Genomic DNA, 17324 nt, shown 5'->3' with positions numbered 1-17324 from the left:
GATGTTGATATAAGCGCGGTGGCGCGCCTGCGCGCACGTCAACTGCAATAACCAAACAGTTGGGCCTAGGGAGATGGATTGGATGATGGATGTACAAAGTGTTGATATTACCGGCGTTGGCATTGGCCCCTTTAATCTGGGTTTGGCCGCGTTACTGTCCAAGCATCCTGGCGTGACCGGTGTATTCCTTGACCGGAAAGCGGAATTTCGCTGGCATGAAGGGCTTTTGTTACCAGGCACAACGCTTCAGGTTCCGTTTCTGGCCGACCTGGTGACGATGGCGGATCCCACCCATCAGCTCAGTTATCTGAACTACCTGCATCAGCACGATCGCCTGTACCCGTTCTACTATTACGAAAACTTTCAGGTGCCTCGCCGTGAATACGATCACTACTGCCGCTGGGCGTCGCAGCAGCTGCCAGCCTGCCATTTCGGCGAGGAGATCTGTGATGTGACGTATGACGCCAACGCTGGCCAGTTTCTGGTAGAGAGCCAATCAGTGTCAGGCTTCAAGCGCTATTATCACAGTCGGGACCTGGCGATTGGTGTCGGTACGGCGCCTGTATTGCCCCAGTGGGCACAGGTCAAGAGCACCGCGCCGGTGATGCACTCGGCGGAGTTCGGCAAGCGTCAGCAACAGTTGTCGAAATGCCAGCGGGTCACGGTCATTGGCTCCGGCCAAAGTGCGGCCGAATGTGTGTTGGCCTTGTTCAGCGAGTTGACACCCGAGCGGATTGCAGCAGGGGCGTCGATTCGCTGGATCACACGCTCAGCGGGTTTTCATCCCATGGAGTATTCGAAACTGGGGCAGGAGTGTTTTACGCCGTCCTACATGGAGTACTTCCACAGCATTCCGAGGGAGCGACGCCGTGCCATCGTTGCAGGGCAAGGGCTGCTGTACAAAGGCATTAGCTTCTCGACCATCGCTGATATCTACGACCTGATCTATGAACGCTCGATTGGCGGCAGTGATCCGGGCCTGACGTTGCTATCCAATTGCGAGGTGCAGGCCGTGGAAGAGATTGATGGCATGCTGAAAATCGCTTACCGGCACCGTGAATTGAACCAGACCGGCACTCTTGAAGCTGATGCCATTGTGGCGGCGACAGGCTACGGGCATACATGGCCGCAGTGGTTTGAAAGGCTCAAGGGCGTGGTGCTTGAAACCGATGAGTATGGTGACTGTATCGTCCAGGACGATTTCACCGCACGCCGCTGCGATGCAGGCACGGGCCGTGTCTTCGTGCAGAATGCGGAGATCTTCCAGCATGGTGTTGGTTCGCCGGACTTGGGGATTGCGGCGATTCGCAATGCAACGATTATCAACCAGTTGCTTGGCCAGCCTTACTACCGCTTGCCCAAACGGTCATCGTTCCAGCGATACGGGATGCATGAAGCGTAGAGCCGAGGGTTGAGGGTCTTGGTAGCATTACCAAGACCCTGATCAGGTTATAGGTGGATATGGTTAAGGGCGGTGCGGGCTGCGTCGGGCGTCGTAAACAGCGCGAACACCTGATCTATGGTCGTGCTCAGGCGCGCCATCTGTGCTGCGCTGTAGCGGTCCGAACGGTAAGTAATGACCAGGCGCAGCGAGCGTTTGCCGTCGATCGTGTTCTCCATGATTTCGAACTGAATACCGAACATCGATTGGTTCTTGTCCGGGTCAATCTGCCGGTAGCGGATCGTCCCGGCGTCCGGTGTGCTCAGGGTGCCATTCAAGGCGTTGTTGGCGTGTATTTGAATGTACACGTCGAACAGCAGGCCGTCTGCGGGCGTCATGCCGAGGGCCTGTTGGATCTGCTCCATCGGAATATCGGCATAAGCCATGGAATCATTGATCAGGCGAGTGGTGTTTTCAATCAGTGCGCCAACGGCCTGCTGGGGATCGAACTGCACCCGATGCGCCACCATCGTGGTGAAGTAACCGACCGTTTCATAAAACCCTGGGTCGGTGCGGCCGGAGGCGGACGTACCGATCACAAGGTCTTTCAAATTACCGAGCTTATGCAGGGATAACGCAATCGCCGTATAGACCACACCGAACAGCGAAGCGTTATTCCGTCTGGCGAAGGCATACAGGTTATCGGTGAGCGCCTGGTCGGGTTTGATTTCGAACCATTGCGCGTTCGTCGACACTTCGCTGGCCGGCACGCTGGCCTGATAGTCAGGGGACGGCAGTGCCAGGCCCTGGGTTGCGCCGCGCAACATGCTCGTCCAGTAGTCGAGATGCTGTTGATTGATGCCAGTGGCCTGTTGTCGTAGGGCGAACTCATGGAATGACGGTGCAGGCGCTGACCAAGTGGGTGCTTTGTCTGCTGCACGGGCGAGGTAGGCCTGAGCCAGTTCCTCCATCATCACGTTGAGTGACCATTCATCAATGGCCATGTGGTGGATCAGCAATGACAGGGTTTGGCGTTGGCGTTGCGGGTCGTAAATGAAGCGAACCCGTAGGGGTAGCTCGCGGGTCAGGTCGAACTGATAGGTGGCTTCGCTTTTGAGCGTTGCACCCCGGCTTTCCTGGCTTGGCCAGAACCACTTGTATTCGGACAGCTGCTCGAACGGCACGATCTGCTGGTACGCCTCAGAGCCCTCGAAGTGGAAGGTTGAACGCAGGCTGGCGTGACGCTTGAGCAGGTCACGGAAAGCTTGCTCGAACAGTGCTTCATCCACCTGGTCGAGGAAGTCCAGGGCAAAGGGCAGGTTGAAAATTGTCCCGAACTCAAAGGCTGCGTAAGCCCGCCCAAGGGAGGCTTGGGCCAGCGCGAAAGGTGCCCTCTGTACGTCTTGCTGGCGGTCCATGGCAACAGCAGTTGCATCGTTTTGCTCGATGATATGGGCGTGTGCAGCCAAGGCGGCGGCCGACGGCGCGCTGAAAAAATCATTGAACTGGACTTCAATGCCATGGCCGCTCAGCAGCTTGCCAATGATGCGTGTGGCCAGTAGCGAATGACCGCCGAAATCAAAGAAATCATCAGTGAGTTGCATGTCAGGCTCTACCAGGGCCGCTCGAAACTCATCAAGAATAATCGACGCAACGTCGTCGTTGGCCGCAGGCTGGGCGGTGGGCGCACTGATGGGTGACGATAGCGCTTCACCATTCGCCAAGCCGTGCAACCAAGGCGTATTGCTGGCCGAGTGGCCTATATAGGCGCTCAATACCTGGTGATACAAATGGTCTTCCTGGCAACTCTGATCGAGGACCTGATGGAGTATGAAGCCAAGGATAGTGTCTTGCCCGGTTTGGATAATCAACGCCTTGAATGGCGGCTGGCTTTGCGCGTCCCAGGGCGCCATTTGCTGCGCGCGCAAATGCTCGGTGGCCTCTACGTCCGAGTGTAGATGCATGAGCTCAATGCAGGACTGCCAGTCAGCGGCGTGCACTTTGTGCACTTCGCCATCGTCGTTGAACAGGTAGCGCGCATTCAGATCGGGGAGTGTTTCGATAACGCTCCTGATCGCTGACATGAGTCGTGAAAGGTCAATGTCGGCGTCGAATCGCCAGGCGCTGAAGTGCTTGAGCACGCGTTCGGGATATTGCTGCTGCAAGAGCCAGAAATGCTCTTCGTTATCAGTGACAGACAGTTTCGGTAACGAGTCTGGATTGAGTTCCATCATGGAAATTTCCCGCCTTATCAAACTGAACAGTAAGAAGTAGAGAGGGCACCGCAGTGCCGACAGGCCGATCCTCGGTCTGCTGCAACGCTCAGAAATCCAGGCGCAAGAGAAGGTGCAAGCAACTCACATTTGCAGGGGGTCAATGAACGCCGTATGATGTTAAATAATAATCATACCTATTCGCATTAGTCAAAAGCTGATCGCGAATTGACCGTCTCAGGAGAGGTGTTGTGAACAACGGAGCGTTCGCGTCCACGCAGCAATTTGAAAAGCTCTATGTCGACCATCACGGTTGGCTATGCAGCCTGTTGCGCCGCAAGTTGGGCAGCTCGGTCGATGCCGCTGATCTCGCTCACGATGTCTATCTCAATCTCATCAAGAAAGGCCGGGTTCCTTCCACCGAGGATTCTCGCGCCCACCTGACCCAAATCGCCAAAGGCATGGTGATCGATCTTTATCGCCGACGTCATCTTGAGGCCCGCCATCTGGAGGCGCTCAAGTTGCAGGCCGAACTGTTGGTCCCGTCAGAGGAGCGACGTGCCCTCGTGAGTGAAGCGCTGGCTCAGATCGATGACGCATTGCGCCGCAAGCCAGCCAAAACCCGCCAAGCGCTGCTGCTGTGCAAGTTGCATGGTATGGGCCACCGCGACATTGCCTGCGAGTTGAAAGTGTCGGTGTCTTCCGTCGAGAAGTACATCGCGTCTGGCCTGCGAGCCTGCTACCCATTCGTGCCCGGGCTGGTGCCTGGCACCGCCTCATCGATTAATGAACGTCTCGATTGAGGATTTTGCGTTGCCGTTCGGAATACAAAGTACGCAGCGCATACCACTCAAACCTAAAGGAAGCCAGGTGGCCTTCAGGCTACCTGCAGTGGTTATTCAGGAGAACTCATGAGTGCTACAGATGAACCCGGCGTTGCCGGCACGGTATCTCAGATACTCAGACCCATACGTGGGCAACTGATAGTCGCGGCGGTATTGGCCGCCATCGGTACCATGCTGACGCTGGTGCCCCTGGCCGGTATCGCCCATATCGCACAGCTTGCAATGGCCCAAGATGAGGTGGCGACAGCCTGGAGCCAGATGCAGGATCAAGTCTGGCGGGTTGTCATCATCAGTCTGGCCTGCCTGTTTCTCGGGATGACCTTGATTTCGCTGGGCGAAATGGCTGCGCACCTGGCCGACAACCGCATCACTGGCCATTTGCGCCGGGCGATTACCCGCCGTCTGGCCAAGGTGCCATTGGGATGGTTTACCAGTCGGGCTTCCGGCGAGGTCAAGCAAGCGATGCAAGACGACATTGGCACGTTGCACAGCCTGACCGCGCACTTCTTTACCACCTTGGGTCGTACCATCGGCGCAATTCTTGTTTCGGTTCTCTACCTATTCGTCATGGACTGGCGCATGGCGATTGTTTCGCTGTTGCCGTTCCCGCTGTTCTTCCTGTTTTTCTCCAGGGCCACCAAGGCCAGTGGGGCGAACATGCAGTCATTTGGCGCCGGCATGGCACGCATCAATAATGCAGTGGTTGAGTTCGTCAATGGCATTCCTGTGGTCAAGGCTTTCGGGGTCGAGGGCAAGGCCCATGGCAGCTACCGCAAGGCGGTTGATGGCTTCGCTGAGGCCTTTACCGACTTCACCCGCCCGCTGGTCAGCGCGATGGCCAACGCTCACGCGATGATTGCCCCGGTGGCGGTGCTCGGCGTAGTGCTGACGTTTGGGACGCTTTGGGTGAGCCTGGGCTGGATCACACCGGTAGACGTGTTGCCCTTTGCCTTGGTGGCGCCGGGAATCTGTGCGCCGCTGTTGCTGCTGAGCTACGTCACCCATGACTTGAACAATGCTACGGGCGCAGCGCAGCGCGTTCATACGCTGTTGCAAACGCCCGTGCTGGAAACCTTGGCAGCTGCCGCGCCAGCGTTGCCGGAAAATGCCGAAATACGTGTCGAGCAGCTCGGCTACAGCTACGACGGCCAGACCCCGGTGCTCAAGGACGTCAACTTCACCCTCAAGCCGGGCACGGTGACCGCGATTGTCGGTGCTTCGGGCTCCGGCAAGTCGACCCTGGCCCGTCTGTTGCTGCGCTTCTTCGACCCGAGTGAAGGGCGCATCACCTTGGGCGGCGTCGACCTCAGGCACATCGAGAGCACGCAGTTGTACCGGCGCATCGGTTTTGTGTTGCAGGAGGTACGCCTTATCCATGCCAGCCTGCGCGACAACATCGCCTTGGGCCGCCCCTCGGCCAGTCAGCAGGAAATCGAAGACGCAGCCCGCACTGCCAATATCCATGAGCGCATCTGCGCCTTGCCGCGAGGTTACGACTCGGTGATCGGGGAGGATGTACAGCTTTCCGGCGGCGAGTTGCAGCGCGTGAGTATTGCCCGCGCCATATTGTTGGACCCACCACTGCTGGTGCTCGACGAAGCCACGGCGGCGGCCGATGCCGAGAACGAGGTGAAGCTTCAACAAGCACTGTCGCGCTTCGCCCGGGGCCGAACCTTGATGGTGATCGCGCACCGCCTCGATACGGTGATGCATGCTGACCAAATCATCCTGATCGACAACGGCACGATCTGCGAGCAGGGACGCCACCACGAACTGCTCGCCCGCAACGGCCGCTACGCTCGAATGTGGGCGCTGGGCGGCTACGAACAGGCCAAGGAACAGGCGGTATCGTCATGCTGAAAACCTTTAATCAACTGCTGGGCGAAGATGCCCGCGTATTGCGCCGCTACCTTTGGATGACGCTCGTCTACGGCCTGCTCTGCGGGCTGACGATTGTCACTCTGGTACCGGTGCTCACTCGTCTGCTGAACGGTGATGTGCGCTCAGCAGGGCAATGGCTGACTGCGCTCGTGATCGGGGTGCTGGTTTGCTGGGCCTTGCGACGGACGGTGGAGAAGGCGGGTATCCGCGTCGGTATCGCTGTTCTGCAGCGTGGTCGTCATCGGCTGGGCGACCATGTGGCGCGTTTGCCGGTCGGTTGGTTCAGCGCACAAAATACCGCACGACTGAGCCACTTGGCCTCCCAGGGCATGATGGAATTGGCTCAGCTTCCGGCCCACGTTTTCACGCCGTTGATCACAGGGGTGGTCACACCGGTTGTAATCCTTGCCGCGTTGTTCAACTTACATTGGCAAATGGGATTGATCGCGCTACTGGCTTTACCCCTCTTGTTGGGTATCTTTGCGCTGACCGCTCAACTGGGGCAGCGCGCCGACCAACGCTTTCAGCACAGCGCCGCGCAGACCAGCCAGCGCATGGTCGAGTTTGCCCAGGCACAATCGGTGCTGCGCGCCTTTAATGGCGAGGACGGCGGCACCCAGTTTCTCGAGCAGGCCATCGGGCGCCAGCAGCAGTCTGCAAAGCGGCTGATCCACGTCTCGGCGATGTCGGTGGTGTTCAATGCCTGGGCGGTGCAGGCCGGCTTCGCCGTCTTGCTGGTGGCTGCCACGCTATGGCTGGGTGATCAGTTGAGCGCAAGCCTGGCACCGTCTTCGGTCATCGCTGTGATCGTGTCGTTGCTGTTGGTCAGCCGCTTTATCGACCCGCTTCTGGAGGTCGCAGGTTATAGCGAAGTGCTACGTGGCGCGCGCGGTCAGCTTGATGCCGTGCGCGAAATCTTCGAGGTCGACCCTTTGCCGGAGCCGCAGGCCCCGCAAGCGCCGGTCGATGGATCGGTCGTATTGGAAAACGTGAGCTTTTGCTATGCCGAGGATCAGGCCGATGTGTTGCGCGATGTCAGCCTGCGTATCGAGCCCGGCAGCATGACGGCGCTGGTCGGTGCTTCTGGCTCGGGCAAGACCACCCTGGTGCGGCTGATTGCGCGCTTTTTCGATGTGACGCAAGGCCGTGTGCTGGTGGGCGGTGTAGATGTTCGGCAGATGTCCAGTGGGCAGCTGGCCGGTCAGATCAGCCAGATCTTTCAGGATGCTTACCTGTTTCAGGGCAGCATCGCCGACAACATTCGCATCGGTAAACCCGATGCCAGTGATGCCCAAGTGATGCAAGCAGCAACACAGGCTGGCGTCCTGGAGATCATCGAACGCTTGCCCCAAGGCCTGGACACGCCAGTAGGCGAGGGCGGTGCACGCCTGTCCGGGGGAGAGCGACAGCGAATCTCCATCGCCCGTGCGCTGATCAAAGAGGCGCCGATTTTGTTGGTCGATGAGGCCACCGCCGCTCTCGACGCCGAGAACCAAGCGGCGATCGCGCAAGCGTTGGCGCGTTTACGCGGCACGCGCACGCTGATTGTCATCGCGCACCAGCTGTCGACAGTGGTCATGGCCGACCAGATTCTAGTGCTCGATCACGGCCAGATCAGCGAGCAGGGCTCCCATGCGCAGTTGAATGCCAAGCCAGGGCTCTACGCGCACTTTCTCGCCCAACGCCAAGCCACGAAAGGCTGGCGGATTGCTGGAGAATCAGACGGTGAGGGCGGTTCTTGAGCCGTGCAATCTTACTCTGCGTGTTTGCCGTGCTTTGTTGCCTTTCGTTGATGGTGGGGGTCAAAGAGGTTTCCTGGACGGCACTGTTCACGTTATCCGATGACGCTTGGCTGACACTGACTGCCAGCCGCCTTCCGCGCCTGGCCGCCCTGATTCTCACGGGGGTGGGGCTGGCCGTGTGCGGCGTGATTCTGCAGCAGATCGTGCGCAACCGCTTCGTCGAACCGGCAACTTCCGGCGGGCTGGATGCAGCAAAGCTGGGCATTCTGATTTCATTGACGGTGGCCCCCGCTGCCGGTGCGGCCGGCCGTATGCTGTTTGCCTTGGCGTTTTGCTTTGCGGCGAGCCTGCTTTATGTCGCGATCATCCGCCGCATCAAGTTCAAGAACACCGTAATGGTTCCGGTCATCGGCCTGATGTACGGCAGCGTATTGAGCGCCATCGCCGAGTTCTACGCCTATCGTCACAATATCTTGCAGAGCATGCAGGGCTGGATGCTCGGAGACTTCTCGAAGATCGTCCAGGGCAATTACGAGATCATCTACCTGATCTTGCCGATAGTCGTGCTCACTTATCTGTTCGCGCACCGCTTTACTGTACTCGGCATGGGCGAGGGCATGGCCGGCAGCTTGGGCCTGAACTACACGGCAAATGCGGCGTTGGGGTTGATGCTGGTGGCGGTCACCGTTTCCGCCACGGTCATTACCGTAGGGGCCATTCCCTTTGTCGGGCTGGTTATTCCCAACCTGGTGGCGTTGCACTACGGCGAGAACCTGGAGCGAACATTGCCCATCGTCGCGTTGTGCGGCGCGTCGCTGTTGCTGGCGTGCGACATTCTCGGCCGCTTGTTGATCTATCCCTTCGAAGTGCCCATCGGTCTCACCGCGGGAAGCGTAGGCGGTGTGTTGTTCCTGGTGTTGCTGATCAGGAAATACGCATGAGGCGTGTGGCTACCCGCTATGGTCTATGGGCACTGGTGCTGGTCCTGGCGATAGCGTTCCTGTTCTTGGGCTCAGGCTTTGACTTCGAGTACGTCATTCCCAAGCGAATGACCCGTTTGGCCGCGATGGTTATTGCCGGAGTATGCGTTGCTTATTCTTCGGTGATTTTCCAGACCCTTGCCGGCAACCGAATACTGACGCCGGCGATCATGGGGTATGAGGCAATCTACCTGTTGTTCCAGGCCTTGCTGATCCTGGTGCTGGGTACCCAGAGCCTGGTGCTGTTGGGGCGTAACGGTAACGTATTGTTGTCGATCCTGTTGATGCTCGCTTATTCAGGGCTCATTCACCGTTGGCTGTTCCATGACGGACGCAACAACGTGTACCTGCTGCTCCTGCTTGGGCTGGTACTGAGCATGGTGATGGGCACCTTTACCCAGTTTATCCAACTGAAGATCAGCCCTGGTGAGTTCTCGATCTTCCAGGGTTTCAACTACGCCTCCTTTAATAAGGCGCAACCCACGCAAGTGATCTATTCGGGGCTGCTGGTGGCGGCGGCGTGCTTTATCGCGCAAAGAAGCCTGCCGGTGCTCGATGTGTTGTCGCTGGGGCGTGACCAGGCGATTTCCCTGGGTGTCGATTTTCAACGCAGCGTGCGCCTGCAACTTGCGCTGATCGCGATTCTGGTGGCTGTCTCAACCAGTCTCGTCGGGCCGACGGCCTTCATGGGCGTGTTTGTGGCAAACATCACCTATGCGCTTGCCCGCACCGCCCGGCACCGGATTACATTGCCCATGAGTTGCGCCATTGCCATTGGCATTTTCATCGTCGCCCAGTACATGGTCGAGCAGATGTTCAACTACAACACCTCCGTCAGCATTCTCATCAACCTGGTGTGCGGCGGGTATTTCCTCGCGCTGATGATTCGAACCCGAGGCGCTTCATGATTTCCCTTCGTCACGTCTATAAGACCTACGGCACCAAGCACGTCCTGAGTGACGTCAGCGTTCAGTTCCCGCCAGGGCAGGTGACTTCGCTGATTGGGCCCAACGGGGCAGGCAAGACTACCTTGCTGATGTTGATCGCACGTCTGCTGGCGCCGACCCGCGGCGAACTGCTGATTGGCGGGCGTAGCATTGCGGATGTGCCCATCCGCGAATATGCCAGGCGTGTCGCCACCTTACGCCAGACACCCGATTTCAACCTGCGGCTGACCGTTGAAGAATTGGTGGCTTTCGGGCGTTTCCCTTATAGCCGAGGGGCGCTCACCGTCCAGGATCGCCAGGTCATTGACGAAGCCATCGAGTTTCTGTCGTTGCAACCATTACGCCTTTCTTACATCGACGAGCTGAGCGGCGGGCAGCGGCAAATGGCGTTCCTGGCAATGACCATTGCCCAGCAAACCGATTACCTGCTGTTGGACGAGCCGCTCAATAACCTGGACATGAAGCATGCCGTACAAATCATGCGTGCGCTGCGCCGCTTATGTGACGAACAAGGTCGCACCGTGATTCTGGTGGTGCATGACATCAACTTCGCGGCCAACTACTCCGATCATATCGTGGCCATGAAAAACGGCGCGGTGCACTTGCGTGGCCCGGTAGCGGAGGTTGTCACCGAGGCGCACCTGCGCGATCTCTTTGATTTGGATTTCGAGATTCTGCAGAGCGAGCAGGGGTTCGTCTGCAACTACTTCAACCCATCATTATCAAGGGAGCAGATATGAGTATTGGTAAGGCAAAAACAATCCGTGGGGCACTGCTGGCGGTCGCGGTGGCGGCCGGCCTGCAGGGCTGTGACAAACCCTCGGCACAGGCGTCCGCGCCAGTCGCTGCGCATACGCACTACGAGCCGATCAAGATCGAGCATCCACTGGGTAGCACGATGATCACCCAGCTCCCCCAACGTGTGGTGGCGTTCGATATGAGTGAACTCGATACACTCGACCAGCTGGACGCGCCGGTGGTGGGTATCGCCAAGGACTATGTCGCGAGTTTCCTTACCCAGTACCGTGACAATCCGAACATCATGGACGTGGGGTCGACCATCCAACCCAACCTTGAACGGTTGCATGCCCTCAAGCCCGACCTGATCCTGATCTCGCCGCTCCAGGCGCAAAGTTACGCAGAACTGAGCCAGATCGCACCGACGCTCTATGACGATGTGGACCTGACCAACCAACACGGCAATCTCTTCGCCACCGCCAAGGATCACCTCATGACCCTGGGGCGCATTCTAGGCAAAGAAGCGTTGGCTCGTCAGAAGGTTGCGCAAATGGACGCCAAGGTTGAACAGACTCGGCGCGTCACCGATGGGCGCCCGGAGAAAGCGCTGATCGTTTTGCATAACAACGGCGCATTCACCTCCTATGGCGTGAAGTCGCGCTACGGTTTCATCTTCGACACCCTGGGCGTAAAACCCGCCAGCACCGACATCGAGGCTGGCTTACATGGCCAGCCCATCTCCAATGAATTCATCCAGCAGGCCGATCCCGACATTCTCTACGTGATCGACCGTACCGCAGTGATGGAACGGCGGCCGGCGCTGGACATGAAGAGCCTGGATAACCCGCTGCTGCGCAAAACCAAGGCCTGGACCAACGGACGTGTGATCTTTGTCGACGCCCAGACCTGGTACCTGTGTACCGTCAGTGCAACGTGCCTGGGTCGCATGGCCGACGAGGTGGTTCAAGGCTACAAGGGCTGACCCGCTGTGCTTGGGGGCGCAAGGGCGGGTGCCGTGCAGGCACTCGCCTTTATTTTCAAAAAACACAAATGCTAATGATTGTTATTGAGGGTTTTGCCTTCTGGTTCGGAAAGCCTAGTGAGCACATACACATTCTCCGAATCAAAAGGAATTCAGCATGTCGGAACGCTGTCGCCAACATCGCGCTACCCCTGATTCACCGCAGGCTGCGCAACGCTTTACTTTGAGTCATATGTTCACGGCTGTGCAGATGGCGCTGGTACTGGGGCTGACGGCGGCGCCCACCGCCGCGAGCGCTGCCCCGCAAGCAGGCACAAGCAGCGCCAGCCTGGAATTGTCGGAAACGGTGGTGGAGGGCGTCCTGGACCCCGCTACAGGTCTGCCGCCGGCTTATGCTGGCGGGCAGGTTGCCTCCGGCAGCCGCGTTGGGCTGTTGGGCAACAAGGATTTCATGGAGACGCCTTTCAATACCATCAGCTATACCGATGAATACATACAGAACCGTCAGGCGCAGGATATCGGCTCGGTGATCGGTGCGACCGACCCCTCGGTGTACGTGCCCACCAAACGCAGCAACTTTGAAACCTTTTTCATCCGCGGCTTCTACAGCAACGCCGATGACATCACCTTTAACGGCCTGGTCGGCATGGCGCCGAATATGCGCGGCTCTACCGAATTGGCGGAGCGCATCGAAGTGCTCAAGGGCCCTTCGGCGCTGCTCAACGGCATGCCGCCAAGCGGCAGTGTAGGTGGCAGCATCAATCTGGTACCCAAGCGCGCCGGCGACGAACCGTTGGCACGCTTGACCACCACTTATGAGTCCCGAGGCCTAGGGGGTGTGCACGCGGACCTGGGGCAACGTTTTGGTGATCAGAAGCAGTTTGGTGTGCGCTTCAACGGCGTTTACCGTGACGGCGATACCCCCGTGGATAATCAGCAACACAAAATGGCACTGTCTTCCCTCGGGCTGGATTGGCGTGGCGAGCGGGCTCGGATATCGCTCGATTTCTACAAACAGCGTGAACGCATTGATGGTCTCAACTACTTCGGGATCAACACAATTGCCCCCAACGTCACCCACTTGCCAAGCCCCAAGAAGGGCGATTATGCGTTGGCACCCAAGTGGGCCTACACCATCAACAACACCACTACCACGATGGTGCGGGGCGAATACGACCTGACGGATTCGCTTACTGCCTACGCGGCGTGGGGGCAGCGCGATGGTGGTTACAACGCGATGATCAACTCAAGCACCCTGGTGAACAATGTGGGTGGCATCAGCTCTTCGGCCATTCGTTCGATTCGCAGTGGCACCCAGCAATCGGGTGAGGTCGGGTTGAAGGGCAAATTCCAGACGGGCCCCGTGGATCATGCCTGGACCATCGCCGCGACCCGTTTTACCTCCGACAACAGTTTCAAGGACGCGAGAGCCGCCATCCCCGGCACCACAAATTACGACAACCTCGACTTTGGCAACGCGCCGACCTTCCCGGGCTATGGTGCAACCACCTCGCAAACCAGGGCCAACCTGGGCAGCTATGCGATTGCCGATACGCTGTCCTTCGCCGAAGGCCGTGTGCAATGGACCGTAGGCGCCCGTCGTCAGCGCGTGCAAAACACCACCGACGCTTTCGGCCCCAGGGCTTCGAAAACCAGCTATGACGAAAGCCGTGTCTCGCCCGCCACCGCACTTCTGGTCAAGGTGACGGATGAGGTGTCGCTCTATGCCAACTACATCGAGGGCCTCAGCCAAGGCGCGTCGGCCCCTGACTCGGCAGAGAACGCAGGTGCGGTCATGCAGCCGTACCAGACCAAGCAATACGAACTGGGGACCAAGGTAGACCTGGGCTCTTTCGCCCATACCGTCAGCCTGTTCCAGATTGAGAAGCCCAGTGCCTTTACCGATCCGCTCACCAATGTCTTCGGCGTCTACGGCGAGCAACAAAACCGTGGCGTGGAATGGTCGTTCTTTGGCGAGTTGCAACCAAGATTGCGCCTGATGGGCGGTGCGACCTATACCCAGGCAGAAATGACCAAGGTGGTCACCGGTGGTGTCAAAGACAAGCAAGTGACAGGCGTGCCCAAGGTGATTGCCAAGCTAGGCACGGAGTATGACCTCCTCGACGTCCCTGGGTTGACCCTGACCGGCAACATCAACCACACGGGCAAACAATACGCGACCAACGATCATCGGGTGTCGCTGGACTCGTACACCACCTACGATGTGGGGGCTCGCTATGCCTTCAAGGTCGAGACCAAGCCTATGACCTTGCGCGCCACCGTGCAGAACGTCACCAATAAGGCGTACTGGCTTGGTTCGTGGAACGGCGGGGATGGCAGCGGCCTTTCTGGCGGCTTGGGCGCGCCGCGCACGGTATTGCTCTCGGGTACGGTAGATTTCTGAGGGTTTGCAAGTCCAAAAGCACTGGACCCTGGCGAGGAATGCCATAAACGAAAAAACCCGCCAAACGGCGGGTTTTCAAGGGTTCCACAAACAGTGCTGGCCGTCAGTGGAACAGGAGATGGTGCCCGAACCCGGAATCGAACCGGGACGCCCTTACGAGCGGGGGATTTTAAGTCCCATGCGTCTACCAGTTTCGCCATTCGGGCGGTAGCGCGGTGTAACAGGGTTGGGAATATATAGATCCAGCCGCTTCAGCGCAACCTCCAAGCCGGTTTTCCCGCATAAAGATGCGCAGGAAAAAGCGTGGCAGATCAGTGATCTACAGGGCCTTTGTGTCAAGTCCCGATGAACGCAAGCCACCCAGGAACAAGCCCCATAAATGACAGTCATAGCGATAGGCCATTTCGGCATTTCGCAAGGAGTCGTTTGATGCTCAGTGTCCGTAAGCAGGCTTGGATCATCGCCGCAGGTGTGGCGGGTTTGTTGGGCATGGCCATGCTCAGCCCGGCGCAGGCGGGGAGTGCGGTGCAGTGGGGTGAGTTCAGTGCGTCGTCTTCAGACAAGTTGACGGCCGGCTCGATGGATGTGGGCGGTGCCTATGTGTTGAAGCCGTCGGGTGTTTCCGTTGGTGATGTCGAGGCGCTGCAGGCTGGGCAAAAACAGAGTCAAAGCGAATTGCAAGGCTTGAAAAGCAAAGTGGAGGGCCAGGAGCGGGCGTTTGATGAGTTCAAGCGCAAGGACGGCTCGAGTGCCAGTAGCAGTGACAGCCAGCTGTCGAGTCTCAAGCGTACGGTGGATGAGCAGAAGAGCACGATAGAGCGGCAGAAAAGCGAAATCGATGGCCTCAAGCGAAGCCTGGATGATGTGAAGCGCAGTGTGGAAAACTTGAGCAGCAAGGTGAGGTGACAGCACCGATGCTGTGGGCAATACAGGGCAGCTGTGGGAGCTGGCTTGCCTGCGATAGCGATGTGTCAGTCACAGGTATTGAACCTGTTACACCGTCATCGCAGGCAAGCCAGCTCCCACATTGACCGTGTCGGCATTTAGTCAATCAGCGCCAGCAAGTCGGTCACTCCCACGTCCACACCCGCCTGGCTGAGCAGCGTCGTCACCTGGCCGCGATGGTGGGTCTGGTGGTTGAAAAAGTGCACCAGCAGGCCGAAGAAGGGTTTCTCGGCGGCCACGCCGCGCATGTTGTGATAGCGCAGGTGTTGATCAAGGTGGGACTCGTGCAGGCTGTTGGCCCAATCGATGATCAGTTGATCCAGCCAGGCGCGATGGGCCGATAATTCAGCAAGGTTGGCGAAGGCCAATTGCTTGAGGTCACCGGGCGTAGCAATGCCGTTGAGTGGCGTCAAGGCCGCAAAGTGGGCCGGGTGTTCGGCAAAGCGTTTGAGCCAGACGGTGTCGCCCAGCATCAGGTGGTTCAACGTGCCGAGGATCGAGCCGAAAAACGCCTGGCGGTCCAGGGTCAATTGTGCGTGCGTGAGGGTGCCGGCGGTGTCGTAGACCTTGCGGTTCATCCATTGGTTGTAAGTGGCCATCAACGCAATATGCTCGATGCGATTCACCGCTGTTCTCCCTTTTCGGCGTGATGGCGTCATCATAAAGCTTGCCCGCCCGACGGTCATGGTGTTCCATCAGGGGAGGACTATGTTTGATCAACGCCACTATTGCGCCCCGGAGGGCGACACCATGAATACCAGCGATCTACTGGAACAACTGTTGCGTGCAGGGCAGCAAGGCGGCGGAGCTGCGGGCGGCGGCCTGGGCGGGTTGCTTGGAGGGTTGTTGAAGGGCGCCGGCACCGGCAATGCGTCTGCGGCGGGCGGCGGTTTGGGTGGTTTATTAGGTGGCCTGGGTGGCTTGTTGGGCGGCGCGCCGGCGGGTGGGGCCACCCAAACGCGTAGCGGCGGTGGGATGAACTACGCGGCGCTGGCGTCCCTGGGCATGGCGGCGTTCCAAGCGTACCAAGCGTGGCAACGCCAACAGGCTTCGGCCCCGCAGCAAGCTATCCAGACCGTTGACCAGCTTGAAGGGCCTGAAGCCGAAGCCCATAGCCACGGCGTACTGCGTGCGTTGATCGCGGCGGCCAAGGCCGATGGCAAAATCGATGCGCAAGAGCAGCAAATGATTTCTGCCGAGATTGGCCGTCACACCGACGACCCTCAGTTGCAGCAGTGGCTCGACGCCGAAGTCGCCAAGCCCCTGGATGCCGCCGATTTTGCCGAGTATGCCAATGACCGGGCACTTGCTGCGGAGATTTACCTGGCGAGCGTGATGCTGGTCAACGATCAGCAGGACGCCGAGCGCAATTACCTCGACGACCTGGCCGGTCAGTTGCAAATCGATCCGCAATTGCAGGTGCATCTGGAGCAGCAGGCCAAAGCCTAGAACCTCAGCGTCGCCCCAGTGGTCAGCCACTGGGCGCGATCGCCAATCAGGCTGCGCCCGACCAGCAGGTCCACGTCGACACATTCACCAATGTGCAAACGCGGCCCAGCCTGCCAGGCCTGTTCGCCGCCTTCCTGGCCATAACGCTCGCCAATCAGCGTGAGCTTCTCTGCCAACTGATATTCGAACCCCGTGCCCCAAGTCAGGCGATGCTGTTGATCACCGTCGTTGTAGGCGTGGCTCCAGCCGGCGTTCAGGTTCAGGCGCAAGGGTGCCAGGGGTTGCCATGTGAGTGGGATGTTCAGATCTGCGCCGTCGAACCCGTGATGGCGATCCAGCGCGACATGCGCCCCGACCGCAATCGCCAGTTCCAAGCCCAACTCTTGTCGTGACAGCACCTGCACCTTGGCTTGCGGGTTGATCTGCGTCTCGCCTTTGCCTGCATCCACGGCCCGTGACAACGCGGCGCCCCATTGCACGGCAGGCATAGCGCTGAACGTGCACGCGGGCGACAAGCTGCTGTTGTGGGTGCTGCCCGCGTGCCGATGGGCGCTGTACCAGGCGTCGACGTTGCATTCCCCCGGCGCGTTGATCGCACCGTCATCAACCACATAAGCGCCGCCTGCGGCTTGGGCTTTTGAAATCAACGCGACGACAAAGACCAGGCCCAGGGTCATGCCGATAAAGATCAAGTTGCGCTGCAATGCACGGCGCTTTGCTGGCGGCAGTAACAGCAGGGTGTGACGAGAGTGGCGTGCGCGATATTTGGTAAACCCGTCGCGGCGTGCCGGCGTGTATTTTTTGTGCATGATGCACC

14 protein-coding genes and 1 tRNA gene are annotated in these 17324 nt (G+C 58.8%); 11 read left to right on the top strand and 4 right to left on the bottom strand.

What is annotated here, in order from left to right; all coding sequences use genetic code 11:
- Positions 1 to 85 precede the first annotated feature (85 nt).
- A complete protein-coding gene (basC, locus tag BT199_RS12820; protein ID WP_032903017.1) occupies positions 86 to 1402 on the top strand; it encodes a putative histamine N-monooxygenase in 1317 nt (438 codons plus the stop codon).
- A gap of 47 nt (positions 1403 to 1449) precedes the next feature.
- On the opposite strand, the gene BT199_RS12815 is transcribed toward basC, so the two are convergent.
- On the bottom strand, positions 1450 to 3615 hold the full coding sequence (locus BT199_RS12815) for a condensation domain-containing protein (protein ID WP_072434607.1): 2166 nt from the start codon (positions 3613 to 3615) through the stop codon (positions 1450 to 1452).
- 230 nt (positions 3616 to 3845) lie between these two features.
- On the opposite strand from BT199_RS12815, the gene BT199_RS12810 reads away from it, so the two are divergent.
- The 8 genes from BT199_RS12810 to BT199_RS12775 all read left to right on the top strand — a co-directional run bounded on the left by BT199_RS12810 (position 3846) and on the right by BT199_RS12775 (position 14113).
- Entirely contained in the window at positions 3846 to 4397 is a 552-nt protein-coding gene (locus BT199_RS12810; RefSeq protein WP_014718547.1) for a sigma-70 family RNA polymerase sigma factor, read from the top strand.
- Between the two features lie 108 nt (positions 4398 to 4505).
- Complete coding sequence (locus BT199_RS12805) at positions 4506 to 6299, top strand: ABC transporter ATP-binding protein (protein ID WP_072434606.1); 1794 nt, start codon at positions 4506 to 4508, stop codon at positions 6297 to 6299.
- A complete protein-coding gene (locus tag BT199_RS12800) occupies positions 6293 to 8062 on the top strand; it encodes an ABC transporter ATP-binding protein (RefSeq protein ID WP_072434605.1) in 1770 nt (589 codons plus the stop codon). The genes BT199_RS12805 and BT199_RS12800 overlap by 7 nt, the downstream gene beginning before the upstream one ends.
- Positions 8059 to 9003, top strand: a complete 945-nt coding sequence (locus BT199_RS12795) for an ABC transporter permease (RefSeq protein WP_014718544.1) — start codon at positions 8059 to 8061, stop codon at positions 9001 to 9003. Before BT199_RS12800 ends, BT199_RS12795 begins: the two co-directional genes overlap by 4 nt.
- Positions 9000 to 9950, top strand: a complete 951-nt coding sequence (locus BT199_RS12790) for an iron chelate uptake ABC transporter family permease subunit (protein WP_072434604.1) — start codon at positions 9000 to 9002, stop codon at positions 9948 to 9950. The genes BT199_RS12795 and BT199_RS12790 overlap by 4 nt, the downstream gene beginning before the upstream one ends.
- Positions 9947 to 10729 carry an iron ABC transporter ATP-binding protein gene (locus tag BT199_RS12785; RefSeq protein ID WP_019817091.1) on the top strand — a complete coding sequence of 261 codons (783 nt, stop codon included), beginning with the start codon at positions 9947 to 9949 and terminating at the stop codon, positions 10727 to 10729. Before BT199_RS12790 ends, BT199_RS12785 begins: the two co-directional genes overlap by 4 nt.
- Positions 10726 to 11709, top strand: a complete 984-nt coding sequence (locus tag BT199_RS12780) for a siderophore ABC transporter substrate-binding protein (protein WP_019817090.1) — start codon at positions 10726 to 10728, stop codon at positions 11707 to 11709. Before BT199_RS12785 ends, BT199_RS12780 begins: the two co-directional genes overlap by 4 nt.
- Before the next feature lie 157 nt (positions 11710 to 11866).
- Complete coding sequence (locus BT199_RS12775; protein ID WP_072434603.1) at positions 11867 to 14113, top strand: TonB-dependent receptor; 2247 nt, start codon at positions 11867 to 11869, stop codon at positions 14111 to 14113.
- Between the two features lie 119 nt (positions 14114 to 14232).
- Here BT199_RS12775 and BT199_RS12770 read toward each other — a convergent pair.
- Positions 14233 to 14319: transfer RNA gene (locus BT199_RS12770), tRNA-Leu, on the bottom strand.
- A 223-nt stretch (positions 14320 to 14542) separates the two neighbouring features.
- Between BT199_RS12770 and BT199_RS12765 the strand changes: the two genes are divergently transcribed.
- Complete coding sequence (locus tag BT199_RS12765) at positions 14543 to 15019, top strand: hypothetical protein (protein ID WP_072434602.1); 477 nt, start codon at positions 14543 to 14545, stop codon at positions 15017 to 15019.
- 137 nt (positions 15020 to 15156) lie between these two features.
- Here BT199_RS12765 and BT199_RS12760 read toward each other — a convergent pair whose 3' ends face one another.
- Positions 15157 to 15684, bottom strand: a complete 528-nt coding sequence (locus BT199_RS12760; protein WP_072434601.1) for a DinB family protein — start codon at positions 15682 to 15684, stop codon at positions 15157 to 15159.
- Between the two features lie 124 nt (positions 15685 to 15808).
- Between BT199_RS12760 and BT199_RS12755 the strand changes: the two genes are divergently transcribed.
- On the top strand, positions 15809 to 16507 hold the full coding sequence (locus tag BT199_RS12755) for a tellurite resistance TerB family protein (RefSeq protein WP_072434677.1): 699 nt from the start codon (positions 15809 to 15811) through the stop codon (positions 16505 to 16507).
- Here BT199_RS12755 and BT199_RS12750 read toward each other — a convergent pair.
- Positions 16504 to 17316, bottom strand: coding sequence for a hypothetical protein (locus BT199_RS12750; protein ID WP_072434600.1), 813 nt, complete (start codon positions 17314 to 17316; stop codon positions 16504 to 16506). The genes BT199_RS12755 and BT199_RS12750 overlap by 4 nt on opposite strands.
- Positions 17317 to 17324 lie beyond the last annotated feature (8 nt).

Source organism: Pseudomonas sp. NFR02 (assembly GCF_900119375.1).
GTDB lineage: Bacteria > Pseudomonadota > Gammaproteobacteria > Pseudomonadales > Pseudomonadaceae > Aquipseudomonas > Aquipseudomonas paracarnis.
The sequence above is the reverse complement of the archived record's forward strand: the minus strand, read 5'-3'. Positions and strand labels throughout refer to the sequence as shown.